We start from the raw sequence: 12,659 nt of genomic DNA on the forward strand, positions 1-12,659 counted from the left end.
CATGGGTGGCGTTTTCGACGGTCTCGAAAAGAAATGGGACCAGGGCAAGAAGAAGCTGGGCGAGGCCGTCGAGTGGACCACCGACCACACCGCCGAGGTCCTGGACAAGGCCGGCGCCCACAAGGCGGCCCGGGCGGTGGAGCACTGGGGCGACGAGACCGCGTCCGGCCTCGGCGCGACGGTCGGCGAACAGCAACTGGGCCGTACCGAGGACCCGAAGCAGCTCGTCCACGGCGACACCAAGGCGATCGACGCCGCCGCCAAGCATCTCCGCGGCCTGCACTCCTCCTTCGACTCCGTGCACGCGGGCCTGCAGAAGGTCCGCGCGACGGACTGGAAGGGCGAGGGCGCCGACGCGTTCACCGCCAAGTTCGTGGAACACCCCAAGGGCTGGGCGCAGGCGGCGGACGCGTGCGAGGCGGCGGCCGGCGTCCTGGAGACGTACGCCCACACGGTCACCTGGGCGCAGGACCAGGCCAAGGAGGCCGTCCGCCTCTACAAGAAGGGCAAAGAGGCGAACAAGAAGGCCGCCGACGACTACGAGGCGAAGGCGAAGGCGTACAACGCGAAGCTGAAGGCGAACCAGGACCCGGGCCCCCGCCCGGACCTGCCGGGCGAGCCGGGCACCGCGGACATGAAGGAGGCGGAACGCCTCCTCTCCGAGGCCCGCAGACAGCGCAACACGGCGGCGGGCGAGGCGAGGACGAAGCTCGACGCGGCGGTGGCGACGGCCCCGCGGAAACCGTCCTTCGAACAGCGGCTGAAGGCCGACGCGCTGGATCTGAAGGACGGCGGCGCGATGGATGCTCCACGTCGGGGGCGGCGTGGTGCGCGCGGGCACGGACGCGGTGAGGTTCGCGCGGGGCCTGAACCCGTACGACGTCTACAACGTCACGCACCCCGCCGAGTACCTGAACACGGTCTCCAACACGGCCGCGGGCCTGCTGCAGTTGGCGTCCCACCCGGAACGCCTGCCGGCCACCCTGCTGGGCGACGGCTGGGGCAAGGACCCGTCGGAAGCGGCCGGCCGCCTGCTCGGCGACGTCGCCCTGGCCGTGGTCACCGGTGGCGGCAGTGCGGGGGCGGAGGCCGGGGAACAGGTGGGGGTCGCGGCGGCGAGGAAGGGGGCGCAGGAGGCGGCGGAGGCGGGGGCCGGGCAGGCGGCCCGGAACGCGGGCCGGGAGAGCGCGGAAAGCGCAGCGGCACGCGAGAACCTCACGAAGGAGCCGAACGGCCCCAACCGCGGCCGGGAGGAAAAGGTCTGTGAGAAGGACCCGGTGGACGTCGCCACCGGCCGGATGCTCCTGCCGCAGACCGATGTGACACTGCCCGGCCGACTGCCGCTGTCCTTCGTCCGGCACTTCGAGTCCTCGTACCGGGCAGGCGTGTGGTTCGGCCCGACGTGGGCGAGCAGCGCCGACCAGCGGCTGGAGATCGACGCCGAGGGTGTCGTCTTCGTCCGCGAGGACGGCGTGCTGCTGGCGTACCCGCACCCGGCCCCCGGCGTGCCGACGCTGCCGGTGAAGGGCGCACGCTGGCCCCTGTCGGTCGAGGCGGAAGGAACGTACACGGTCGCGGACCCGGAGAGCGGACGCACCTGGGCCTTCCGCCCGTACGACGCCGAACTGGCCCTGCTGGACGAACTGACCGACCGCAACGGCCACCGCATCGCGTATGTGTACGCGGACGACGGCACCCCGACGGACATCGTCCACGACTCGGGCTACCACATCCGCATCACGACGGAAGGGGACCGCATCACGGCCCTGCACCTCGTCGGCGGGGCCGGCGACGGCTCGGACGTGGAACTGGTCCGCTACGGCTACACGGACGGCCACCTGTCCGAGATCGTCAACTCCTCGGGAAATCCGCTCCGCTTCGGCTACGACGAGCGCGGCCGCATCACCTCGTGGACCGACCGCAACGACAGCCGCTTCGACTACGTCTACGACGACCGCGACCGGTGCGTGGCCCAAGGGGGCATCGAGGGACACCTGGAGTCGCGTTTCGGGTACGACCAGGTGGACCCCGGTACGGGCCTGCGCGTCACCGCGATCACCACGTCGCTCGGGGACACCGCCCGCTACCTGGTCAACGATGCCGCCCAGGTCGTGGCGGAGGTCGGCCCGACCGGCGCCGTGACCCGCACGCGCCGCGACCGCCACGGCCGCCTCCTCGGCCGCACCGGCCCGCTGGGCGCCACCACGGACCTGCGGTACGACGCGAACGGCCGCCTGACCGCCGTGATCCGCCCGGACGGCCGCGAGGCGCGGGCCGCGTACGACGGCGGCCTGAACGCACCGACGACGGTGACCGACCCCGACGGCTCGGTCTGACAGCAGACGTACGACGAGGCCGGCAACCGCACGTCGCTCACGGACCCCTCCGGGGCCGTCACCCGCTACACGTACGACGAGTCGGGCCACCCGGCGTCGGTCACGGACACGCAGGGCAGCACGACGCGTGTGCACTGCAATGCGGCAGGCCTGGTGATGGAGGTGACCGAACCGCTGGGTGCGATCACCAGTTACCGGCGGGACGCGTTCGGCCGCGTGACGACCGTCATCGATCCGATGGGCGCGACAACCCGCCTGCAGTGGTCCGTCGAGGGCCGCCTGCTGCGCCGTGTCGCACCGGACGGTGCGGAGCAGTCCTGGACGTACGACGGAGAGGGCAACTGCACGAGGTACGTCGACGCGCTCGGCGGCGTCACGACGTACGAGTACACGCACTTCGACCTGCTCACGGCCCAGACCGGCCCCGACGGCGTCCGCCACGAGTTCACGCACGACCCGGAGCTTCGCCTGACGGGGGTCACGAACCCGCAAGGCCTGACGTGGACTTACGCCTACGACGCGGCGGGCCGCCTGGCAGAGGAGACGGACTTCGACGGCAGACGCCTCACGTACGCCCACGACGCGGCGGGCCGGCTGACGGCCCGGACGAACGGCCTCGGCCAGACGATCGCGTACGAGCACGACGTGCTCGGCCGGGTCGTGACGAAGAACGCGGACGGCGACGTCACGACGTACGCGCACGACGCGGCGGGCCGCCTCCTGGAGGCGACGGGCCCGGACGCCACGCTGCTCTACCGCCGCGACCGCCTGGGCCGCGTGAAGTCGGAGACGACGAACGGCAGAACGCTGACGTTCACGTACGACGCGGCGGGGCGGCGCACGCGCCGCATCACGCCGAGCGGGTCGGTGAGCGAGTGGACGTACGACGCGGCGGGCCGGCGTGACTCCCTGACGGCGTCGGGCCACCGCTTCGACATCGAACACGACGCGGCGGGAAGGGAGGTGGCACGCCACTTCGGCGAGGACATCACGCTGACGCACGGGTGGGACGCGGCGGGCCGCGTGGTGTCCCAGTCGCTGGAGGCGGGCGCGGAAGGCCTGTTGCACCGCTCCTACACGTACCGCCGTGACGGCTACCTGACGGCGGTGAACGACCGCACCTTCGACCTGGACGCGACGGGCCGGGTGACGGCGGTCGAGGGGGCGGCCGGGTGGCAGGAGCGGTACGCATACGACGCGGCGGGCAACCAGACGGAGGCGAACTGGCCGGCCGAGCACCCGGGCGCGGAGGCGCAGGGCACGCGCGCGTACTCCGGCACGCTGCTCAAGCGCGCGGGAACGGTCCGCTATGAACACGACGCGCAGGGCAGGGTGGTCCTGCGCCAGAAGGTCCGCCTGTCGCGCAAGCCGGACACATGGCGCTACGAGTGGGACGCGGAGGACCGCCTCCGCTCGGTGACCACACCGGACGGCACGCGCTGGCGCTACCTGTACGACCCGCTGGGCCGCCGAATAGCGAAGCAGCGTGTGAACGATGGTGGTGAGGTCACCGAGCAGGTGGACTTCACCTGGGACGGCCCGACCCTGACGGAACAGACGACGACGTCGGCCGAGACCCCGAACCCGGTCACCCTGACCTGGGACCACGACGGCCTGCGACCGGTCGCCCAGACGGAACGCATCACGGCGGCCGGGGCCCAACAGGAGGAGATCGACAGCCGCTTCTTCGCGATCGTCACGGACCTGGTCGGCACCCCGACGGAGTTGGTGGACGAGCGAGGAACGACGGCGTGGCGCACCCGCACCACACTCTGGGGCACGACGACGTGGCCGACGGCAAGCACGGCCTACACCCCACTCCGTTTCCCGGGCCAGTACTTCGACCCGGAAACGGGCCTCCACTACAACGTCCACCGCCACTACGACCCGGAGACGGCACGCTACACGTCACCGGATCCCCTGGGGCTGGCACCGGCGCCCAATCCGACGGGGTACGTGCACAATCCGCTTGCTTGGGCGGATCCGTTGGGGTTGGCACCTTGCCCTCCCGACGACGTGGCTCTCGGGACCAGGAAAGAGGGAGAACTGAGGAAATTCGCGGAATCGCGGGGGTATACACATTTCCTCGACGACACTCAGGAGGGGGCACTTTCCTCTGTGCGAGACATAGCGCATGAATATCCGGGAACACGCCTGCATGTCACGCTCGACGGATTCCGTGGACACAAAGAACAACTGACCAACGACGTCTCCGAACTCTTTGAAGCGGCCTACACGCGAGGAAAGGGGGACAACTGGTACACCACAGAACGCGAGATGGCCATAGTCGGAGATGCAGTCAAGTGGGGGAACCGCCCATGGGATAGCATCACCTTCTACCACAAGGGAGAGGTTGTCTCCATTCCACATCCACCATTCCTGGGAGGCTGAGCCGGTGCATGAAATCGTCAATTGGAACAGGGACTTCAGGGTCTGGCACTATTCAGTCAGCTACTCGCAACTGCTCCTTCGCAGCCTGGACTCGGAAGAGTTCGACACTCGGATCGACGTCCTGTTTTCCAATGTTCAGGAACTCCGTGTGCCAGCGTCATTTGACCGGCTCCACATCGAGCAGGCCGATGTGCATGAAGCCCGAGCGCTTCTCCAGGAGGACCTGGCAGAGATTCCAAACGGCCACATGTTCTTCCTGAACGGCAGCAAATACTACGTTCAGGCCACTCATTGCCAGTGGCATGAGGACAGGGGAGGGCCCCGCACCCCGTCAAAATTCGGCCCCTTCAGGGGTGTCGACTGATCGGGGAGCCGACATTTCCGCCGGCGGAGAGGCCATCCGGCGATCCGCACACCGCCCCTGCACAGCCGGGCCCGGGCGGAGCCGCCGCACCGCCCGGCCCCGTAAAGACAGGTCAGCCGCAGTCGCTCACCATCGAGCCCACCGGCGCACCGCTCAGCTCCTTCGCGCCGAAGCCGTCGATCTCCTGCTCGGAACCGGCGAAGTGCGTCTGGTCGTTGAGGCGCACGATGCAGCCGAAGTCGTTCGGGATGGGGTTGTACGCCGAGCGGGGCGTGATCACGGGGTCGAGGGCGTCGACCTCGGGGAAGGTGAAACCGGTCTTGGTGACCTTGACGTTGACCCGGTAGAGGATCTTCCCGGTCTGGTGCGCGCCGCTGAAGAGGCAGAACTCGCCCTTGCGGCACGTGTTGGCACCCGACTCGGCAGCGGTGGCGGCGGGGGCCGCGGTGGCCGTGAGGCCGATGACCGTCATGGCGGCCAGGCCGAGGCGTAACGCGCGTCGCGACATGGTGACTCCTTGGTTCGGAAACGGATGATCACATTCTGCACCCGGCCCCCTACTCAAGATCAACACCAGACCCGGCATCTTGACGGTTTCAAGTCGGCCTGAAGTCGCACTCGCCGTCGTCGACGGCCCGCGCCCCCGGCCTCTAGGCTGTGGGCCGCACACGGGATGACCGACTCGCCACTCGTTCTGATCGCTTCCGTCAGGAGGAGTCCATGCGCAAGGCGCCTTACACCGTGATCGCCCTGACCGCGGCCGCCGTCCTCTCCGGCGGACCCGCCATGGCGGCGGACATCATGGCCCGCGACAACTGCTACAGCGCTCGCGGCTGCACCGGCAGGGTGCTGAGCCACAGGGACGCGCACAACTGCAAGGTCAAGAGCCACGGCAAGAGCTGGCGTTCGGGGCGGACAGGCACCTGCTACAACATCTGAACTGTCAGTGCCCCGTGCCACACTGCCCGCATGACCGAGACTCAGGCCGTCAGGGGCCCTGCCAGCTAGGGGGCTACCCCCACCCTTAGGGGATCGGTCTGCCGGATGGGCAAGTGGGTCTCACGTCAACACACTTGCCCCATGACCTTTCAGCGACCGCTCCTCCTCACCCTCTCCGCCGCCGCCATTGCCGCCGCCCTCACCGCACCCGCCACCCCGGCCACGGCCTCCACGCCCGCAGCCCCCTCCGGCCCCTCCGCCCCCTCTCTCTCCTGGCACCCCTGCGACAACGCCCCCGCCGGTGACGCCCGCGAGTGCGCCACGCTCCCCGTCCCCCTCGACTACCGCTCACCCGGCGGCGAGCAACTCCGCATAGCCGTCACCCGACTTCGCACCGATCAGCCCGCGCACCGCCGCGGCACCCTGCTGCTCGTCGCCGGCGGGCCCGGGGGATCCGGGGTGGACATGGTGAAGAACAGAGCGGAGCGGCTCCGGAAGGAGACCGGCGGTGCATACGACATCGTCGGGCTCGACCCGCGCGGCGTCGGCGGCAGCAGTACGGCCGACTGCGGGCTCTCCGAGGACGACCGCGACATCACCAACTACCGTTCCTGGCCCGCCCCGGACGGGAGCATCACCGCGAACGTCGAGCACTCCCGCCGCGTCGCCGCCCAGTGCGCCCGCAACGGCGGCGCCGTCCTGCGCAGCATGTCCACCGCCAACGAGGTCCGTGACATCGACCGGTTCCGGCAGGCCCTCGGCGAGCGGAAGCTGTCCGCGTACGGCGTCTCGTACGGGACGTACGTGGCCGCCGAGTACGCCCAGAAGTACCCGCAGCACACCAACCGTTGGGTGCTGGACAGCACCGGGGACCCCGACCCGGCGCGCGTCGAGCGCGGCTGGATGGCCAACATGGCCGTCGGCGCCGAGGACCGTTTCCCCGACTTCGCCGCCTGGGCCGCCGAGCACGGCATCGCCCAACGAGCCGAGGACGTACGGCCGTTGTTCCTCGCGACCGCCGCGAAGCTGGACCGTGAGCCGAAGAGGTTCACCGACGGGAACCTCCTCACCGGCAATCTGCTGCGGCAGATGCTGCAGGGCGCCCTCTACTCCGACAAGCAGTTCCAGGACTTCGGCGACACCTTCCGCGCCGCCGCGTCCGACCGGCCCCTGACCGTGCCCCGTCCGGAGTGGCTCACGCTGCCGGAGCGCGATGCCTCCGTGAGCATGGCGATCATCTGCAACGACGCGAGCTGGCCGCGCTCCGTCTCCTCCTACCGGCGCGCCGTCGCCGCCGACCGCGTCCGGCACCCGCTCACGGCCGGCATGCCGGTGAACGTCTCACCGTGCACCTTCTGGGACCACGGCCCGGCCGACAAGCCCGCCCGCATCACCTCCGACGGGCCCTCCAACATCCTCATGGTGCAGAACCTGCGCGACCCCGCCACCCCGTACAGCGGTGCCCTGAAGATGCGCCGGGCCCTCGGCGACCGGGCCCGGCTCGTGTCCGTCGATGCGGGCGGACACGGTTCGTACTTGTCCAACGGGAACGCCTGCGGGGACCGGAAGGTCAGTGAGTTCCTGACCGAGGGCAAGCGACCCGCCGGCGACGTCCTCTGTCCCAAGAGTTAGAACAACTGCTGCTGCCCCGCCATCGGCGGTTCCTCCGGGTCGAAGAGCCGCGGCTCCGTCGCCAGCAGCGGGGCCGAGCGGCGCGAGCCGGGGCAGGAGGTCAGTTCGTAGGAGACGACACGGCGGCCGGGCGGGTCGTGGCGGGCGAAGCGGCCGCCGACGACGGCGATCTCGCGGGTGCAAACGGGGCAGGCCCGGCGGGGTGAGGACATCTCACCAGTGTGACCCACGCGCGGAGGCCCCGGGACCGCGGGCGTCAGACCGACTCCCCCGGGGTGTACGTGCCCCACACCTCGCGCAGCGCCCCGCACACCTCGCCCACCGTGGCGCGGGCGCGCAGGGCGTCCCGCATCGGGTACAGCACGTTCGCCTTCCCCTCCGCCGCCCTGCGCAGCTTCCCCAGCGCCGCCTTCACCGCCTTGCCGTCCCGCTCCGCCCGCAGTCGCTCCAGGCGCTCCCGCTGACGGGCCTCGATCGCGGGGTCCACGCGCAGGGGGGCGTACGGCTCCTCTTCCTCCAGGCGGAAGCGGTTGACGCCGACGACCACCCGGTCGCCGTTGTCCGTCTGCTGCGCGATCCGGTACGCGTTGCGCTCGATCTCGTTCTTCTGGAATCCGCGCTCGATCGCGGCGACGGCGCCGCCGAGCGACTCCACCTCGTCCATCAGTTCCAGGGCCGCGCTCTCGATGTCGTCCGTCATCGACTCGACCGCGTACGAACCGGCGAACGGGTCGACCGTCGCCGTCACATCGGTCTCGTGGGCCAGGACCTGCTGCGTGCGCAGGGCGAGCCGGGCGGCCTTGTCGGTGGGCAGGGCGATGGCCTCGTCGAAGGAGTTGGTGTGCAGGGACTGGGTGCCGCCCAGCACCGCGGCGAGGGCCTGGACGGTGACGCGGACCAGGTTCACCTCCGGCTGCTGCGCGGTCAGCTGCACCCCCGCCGTCTGCGTGTGGAAGCGCAGCATCTGCGACTTGGGGTTCTTCGCACCGAACTCCTCCCGCATCAGCCGGGCCCACATCCGGCGCGCCGCACGGAACTTGGCGACCTCCTCCAGCAGCGTGGTGCGCGCGACGAAGAAGAAGGACAGGCGCGGGGCGAAGTCGTCGACGTCCATGCAGGCCGCCACGGCCGCGCGGACGTACTCGGCGCCGTCGGCGAGGGTGAAGGCGATCTCCTGCGCGGGCGAGGCGCCGGCCTCGGCCATGTGGTAGCCGGAGACGGAGATGCTGTTCCAGCGGGGCAGCTCGGCCTGGCAGTAGCGGAAGATGTCGGCGGTCAGGCGCAGCGAGGGGGCGGGCGGGAAGATGTAGGTGCCGCGGGCGATGTACTCCTTGAGGACGTCGTTCTGGACGGTGCCGGTGAGGCGGTCGCCGGGGACGCCCTGTTCCTCGGCGACGAGCTGGTAGAGCAACAGCAGCAGTGCGGCAGGGGCGTTGATGGTCATCGACGTCGACACCTCGCCGAGCGGGATGCCGTCGAAGAGCACCCGCATGTCGTCGACGGAGTCGACGGCCACGCCCACCCTGCCCACTTCGCCGCGGGCGAGCGGCGCGTCCGAGTCGTACCCCATCTGCGTGGGCAGGTCGAAGGCGACGGACAGTCCGGTGGTGCCGTGGGCGATGAGCTGCCGGTAGCGGGCGTTGGACTCGGCGGCGGTGCCGAAGCCGGCGTACTGGCGCATGGTCCAGGGGCGGCCGGTGTACATGGTGCGGTGGACACCGCGGGTGTAGGGGTACGAACCGGGTTCGCCCAGCTGCTTCGCGGGGTCCCAGGACGCGAGGTCCTGCGGGCCGTAGACCGGCTCGACCGGCAGTCCGGACTCGCTCAGGCGGGACGTGTCCTCGACCGATTCGAGTGAGGAAGCAGGATCGGCTTCGGATGCGTGTGCCATGACTTCACTCCTCCCACAGCCACTGTAGGCGCGGGCGTCCCGCACGGCGCCGGGACACGAGGGGAGGAGGGGGGCGCGGGCGGGACCGGGGGAAGAGCCCCGCCCGCGCCACATGCGCGGAGCCGACGGTATGGGGGGAACTCCGGCTCCTGCGCGCTGCCGATGACCAGTCGGCTCACTCTCTACAGCGCCAGGGGCTCCGAAAACGTCACACCCGGCGTCACGGCCGAGGTCGCACCCGATGTCACGGCCGGCGTCCGGGAGAGGTCCGGGAGCCCGATGAGCGGGTGCGGGACGGAGCGCAGGGGGTTGCGCAGGCCGCCGTCCCCCTCGGTGTCCTCGCCCTGGTCGCCGGAGCCGCCGCCCGGTGCGGAGTTGCCCAGCACGTGGTCGCAGTAGGCGCGCACGGCGGCGCCGCCCGCGGCGCGCTCCAGGGCGCTCAGGGTGTCGTCGTCGACTCCCTTGCCGCTGTTGCGCCGGGTGGCGTCCAGGTAGTCGCGGCACAACTTGGCGATCACGGCCGGGTGGCCGTCGTCGCCCTTCCGGCCGTCGTCCTTGCCGCGGCCCCGGTCCTGGTCCGGGTCCTGCCGCGGGGGCTCGGCCGTCGGGGAGACGGTGCCGGGCCCGCCGCCGGGCGTGGCGCTCGCGCCGCCCGGGGTGGCGCTGCCGGGGGCCGGCGGTGCCGTGCTGCGGCCGCGCCCGTCGCCGGCGGTGCCGTGCGACGGGCCGGTGCGGGGCGTGCCGGTGGCGGGGGCGGCGGTCTCGGTGTCGCTGTCGGCCACCACGCTCGTGGCGGGCGCCGGTTCACGGCCGCCGCGTCCGAAGGGGGCGGGCAGGACGCCCGTGCCGGCCGCCACCGCGACCCCGCCGAGGGCGCATCCGGCCAGCGCCAGGGCGAGCGCGGAACGGGCGGGGCGGCGCAGGAAGGTGCGGGCGGCCGAGGCGCGCGCGGCGGTGCGGCCGAGGCGTACGACGGAGGCGGCGGAACCGGCGGCCGCGTTCCGCTCGGCGGCGCGGGCCGTCCGGAAGGCGGCGAGGGCCGCCTCCTCCCCGGGCAGGGGCGCGTCGTCCGCGGGGGCCGGGACCCGGAGCGCGCCCAGGGCGGCGTCCAGCCGCGCGGCACCGTCCCGGGCACGGTCGTCCGCCGTGTCCCCGGCCGGGGTGCCGGCGAGGGCCTCGCCGCGCAGCAGCCGCTCCACGGCGTCGTCATCCAGCCAGTCGTACCGGCGATCGTCGGCCATCACATGTCCTTCTGCGTCCGCGCGCGCAATTGCGTCACACCTGCAGAAGCACTGCCTCCGGTGCTTCCGCTGCCGGGCGACCCGTGCGCCTGCCGCTGTCCGGGGACTGCGTCGGCCCCTGCCTCCTGTCGTGCCCCGCCCGCCGTGACCAGCTCGGCCAGCTTGCGCAGGCCCCGGTGCGCGGCGGTGCGCACGGCGCCGGGGCGCTTGCCCAGCACCCCGGCGGCGCTCTTGGCGTCGAGGCCGGCGACCACGCGCAGCACGACGGCCTCGGCCTGGTCCTGCGGCAGCTGGGCGATGAGGGCGAGGGCGTGTCCGGTGCCGAGGGACTCCAGGGCCTCCCCGGCGGTGTCGGCGTCGCCCGCGCGGCCGGCGAGTTCGGTCTCGTCGCCGCCGATCATGGGGCGGCGGCCGCGCATGCGTATGTGGTCGAGGGCGCGGTTGCGGGCGATGGTGGCCGCCCAGCCGCGGAACCGGTCGGCGTCGCCGTTGAACCGTGCCAGGTCGCGGGCTATCTGCAGCCACGCCTCCGAGGCGACGTCCTCCGCGTCCGCCTCGCCGACCAGCGTGCGGACGTACCCGAGCAGGCGGGGCTGCACGGAACGGTAGACGGTACGGAATGCCGTCTCGTCCCCGCCCTGCGCCGCGTGCACCGCGGTGGTCAGCTCGGCGTCGTCCCCCTGCACCCTCTCATCCTGCACCACGTGCGGATTCCGCTGTTCAGCAGCCCGCCGGACCATTGCCGAAAGGATTCTGCGGCGGTCCGGGCGGCATGGGCGGTACGGGCGGATGGGCGGGCGCGCCGTAGGGCGCGGGGGCGGGCGGCATCCCGGGCCACGCCGGGGCGCCCACGGCCACGGGCGGCGCGAACCGCGGGGCGAACTGCGGCCCGAACTGCGGGCCCAGCGCGGCCCGCTGCTCCTGCATGCGCGACAACTGCCGCACGACGAGCAGCGCGAGCAGGGCGGCAGCGACGAGCAGCAGCGTCGAGAGACCGTCGACCGCCATGGCCGACTTCAGCGACTCGGCGTCGTCCCGCCAGTCGTCGAGGCCGTAGCCACCGGTCTTGGCCCCCGTCTTCATCCGCGCCTCGGCGGCCGTCTCCATGGTGCCGGCGATCCAGCCGAGGACGTTCGCCGTGATCCACAGCACCCACCAGGAGTTGAGCAGCCCCTTGGGAACGGCCTGCGGCCCCGCCGGGGAGCTGGCCCGGTAGATGTCGTTCGCCATCTGCTTGGGGAACCAGAAATTGACGACGGGCGTGAACCACGAGCCGACCGCCCAGCCGCTGCCGAACCGGTGCGTACCGGGCGCGAAGACCTCGGCGTTGAGGCGCACCCGGCGGAACCAGACGACCCAGAGCACGCCCGCCGCGAGGAACGAGAGGAAGAAGAGCAGCGTCAGCACCGAGTTGACGCTGTCCGCGTCGTCGGCCTTGCGCGACGTGGCGTCGGTGAAGCCGTCGCTCAGCATGGCGTCGACCGCGGCGCGCTCGTTGCCGAGCGAGGCGACCATGAGGAGCAGCAGGAGCATGTTCAGCACCAGCAGCACCTGCAGCGCGATGCGCACGCCCCGCCGCAGGTCGACGCCGCCGGCCGGCGCGAGCACCGGCCCCGCCGGGTACGGGTACCCCGTGAAGGGCGCGGGCCCGACGGCCCCGCACGCCGCACAGCGGCCGTCCGGCCCCACGGCGACGGCGCGGCAGCGACCGCACGGAAACATCTTGCTGACCCCCCGGGTACCGGCACGCGAAACAGGTGCGCCGAACGGCGCGGACCCGCACGTTACGGGCATAGACATGCCCACGTCCAGAAACGTCTTCGCACGCACGGACGAGGGTGTGACGAATTTTCCGTCTACGGCGC

General features: G+C 71.7%; 9 protein-coding genes and 2 pseudogenes. 5 read left to right on the top strand and 6 right to left on the bottom strand.

Annotated elements, in window-relative coordinates:
• Position 1: 1 nt before the first annotated feature.
• The 3 genes and pseudogenes from ACLHRZ_RS37890 to ACLHRZ_RS37900 all read left to right on the top strand — a co-directional run.
• Positions 2–685 (top strand): annotated as a pseudogene (locus ACLHRZ_RS37890) (putative T7SS-secreted protein); the annotation flags it as partial.
• A 124-nt stretch (positions 686–809) separates the two neighbouring features.
• A pseudogene (locus tag ACLHRZ_RS37895) lies at positions 810–4,727 on the top strand (DUF6531 domain-containing protein); the annotation flags it as partial.
• A gap of 4 nt (positions 4,728–4,731) precedes the next feature.
• The gene (locus ACLHRZ_RS37900) at positions 4,732–5,091 is read left to right on the top strand and encodes a hypothetical protein (RefSeq protein ID WP_490423124.1); all 360 of its coding nucleotides are present in this window, start codon (positions 4,732–4,734) and stop codon (positions 5,089–5,091) included.
• Between the two features lie 112 nt (positions 5,092–5,203).
• On the opposite strand, the gene ACLHRZ_RS37905 is transcribed toward ACLHRZ_RS37900, so the two are convergent.
• Entirely contained in the window at positions 5,204–5,599 is a 396-nt protein-coding gene (locus ACLHRZ_RS37905) for a hypothetical protein (RefSeq protein ID WP_490423125.1), read from the bottom strand.
• A gap of 212 nt (positions 5,600–5,811) precedes the next feature.
• Here ACLHRZ_RS37905 and ACLHRZ_RS37910 point away from each other — a divergent pair, with 212 nt between their 5' ends.
• Both ACLHRZ_RS37910 and ACLHRZ_RS37915 read left to right on the top strand, forming a co-directional pair.
• Positions 5,812–6,030, top strand: coding sequence for a hypothetical protein (locus ACLHRZ_RS37910; RefSeq protein WP_490423126.1), 219 nt, complete (start codon positions 5,812–5,814; stop codon positions 6,028–6,030).
• A 141-nt stretch (positions 6,031–6,171) separates the two neighbouring features.
• Positions 6,172–7,662 carry an alpha/beta hydrolase gene (locus tag ACLHRZ_RS37915; protein WP_490423127.1) on the top strand — a complete coding sequence of 497 codons (1,491 nt, stop codon included), beginning with the start codon at positions 6,172–6,174 and terminating at the stop codon, positions 7,660–7,662.
• On the opposite strand, the gene ACLHRZ_RS37920 is transcribed toward ACLHRZ_RS37915, so the two are convergent.
• The 5 genes from ACLHRZ_RS37920 to ACLHRZ_RS37940 all read right to left on the bottom strand — a co-directional run bounded on the left by ACLHRZ_RS37920 (position 7,659) and on the right by ACLHRZ_RS37940 (position 12,516).
• The gene (locus tag ACLHRZ_RS37920) at positions 7,659–7,874 is read right to left on the bottom strand and encodes a hypothetical protein (RefSeq protein ID WP_490423128.1); all 216 of its coding nucleotides are present in this window, start codon (positions 7,872–7,874) and stop codon (positions 7,659–7,661) included. The two genes, ACLHRZ_RS37915 and ACLHRZ_RS37920, sit on opposite strands and share 4 nt — an antisense overlap.
• Before the next feature lie 44 nt (positions 7,875–7,918).
• Positions 7,919–9,553 (bottom strand): acyl-CoA mutase large subunit family protein, encoded by a 1,635-nt coding sequence (locus ACLHRZ_RS37925; protein WP_490423129.1) that lies wholly within the window; start codon positions 9,551–9,553, stop codon positions 7,919–7,921.
• A 182-nt stretch (positions 9,554–9,735) separates the two neighbouring features.
• On the bottom strand, positions 9,736–10,794 hold the full coding sequence (locus ACLHRZ_RS37930) for a hypothetical protein (protein ID WP_490423130.1): 1,059 nt from the start codon (positions 10,792–10,794) through the stop codon (positions 9,736–9,738).
• Positions 10,794–11,498 carry an RNA polymerase sigma factor gene (locus tag ACLHRZ_RS37935; protein ID WP_490423131.1) on the bottom strand — a complete coding sequence of 235 codons (705 nt, stop codon included), beginning with the start codon at positions 11,496–11,498 and terminating at the stop codon, positions 10,794–10,796. The genes ACLHRZ_RS37930 and ACLHRZ_RS37935 overlap by 1 nt, the downstream gene beginning before the upstream one ends.
• Before the next feature lie 16 nt (positions 11,499–11,514).
• Positions 11,515–12,516 (bottom strand): DUF4328 domain-containing protein, encoded by a 1,002-nt coding sequence (locus ACLHRZ_RS37940; RefSeq protein ID WP_490423132.1) that lies wholly within the window; start codon positions 12,514–12,516, stop codon positions 11,515–11,517.
• Positions 12,517–12,659 lie beyond the last annotated feature (143 nt).

It is taken from the genome of Streptomyces sp. AM25 (assembly GCF_058146165.1).

What these genes read in the sequence shown, in the direction of transcription:
- ACLHRZ_RS37905 (WP_490423125.1), bottom strand. Translation starts at nt 5,599, where the DNA reads ATGTCGCGACGCGCGTTACGCCTCGGCCTGGCCGCCATGACGGTCATC.
- ACLHRZ_RS37910 (WP_490423126.1), top strand. Translation starts at nt 5,812, where the DNA reads ATGCGCAAGGCGCCTTACACCGTGATCGCCCTGACCGCGGCCGCCGTC.
- ACLHRZ_RS37915 (WP_490423127.1), top strand. Translation starts at nt 6,172, where the DNA reads ATGACCTTTCAGCGACCGCTCCTCCTCACCCTCTCCGCCGCCGCCATT.
- ACLHRZ_RS37920 (WP_490423128.1), bottom strand. Translation starts at nt 7,874, where the DNA reads ATGTCCTCACCCCGCCGGGCCTGCCCCGTTTGCACCCGCGAGATCGCC.
- ACLHRZ_RS37925 (WP_490423129.1), bottom strand. Translation starts at nt 9,553, where the DNA reads ATGGCACACGCATCCGAAGCCGATCCTGCTTCCTCACTCGAATCGGTC.
- ACLHRZ_RS37930 (WP_490423130.1), bottom strand. Translation starts at nt 10,794, where the DNA reads ATGGCCGACGATCGCCGGTACGACTGGCTGGATGACGACGCCGTGGAG.
- ACLHRZ_RS37940 (WP_490423132.1), bottom strand. Translation starts at nt 12,516, where the DNA reads ATGTTTCCGTGCGGTCGCTGCCGCGCCGTCGCCGTGGGGCCGGACGGC.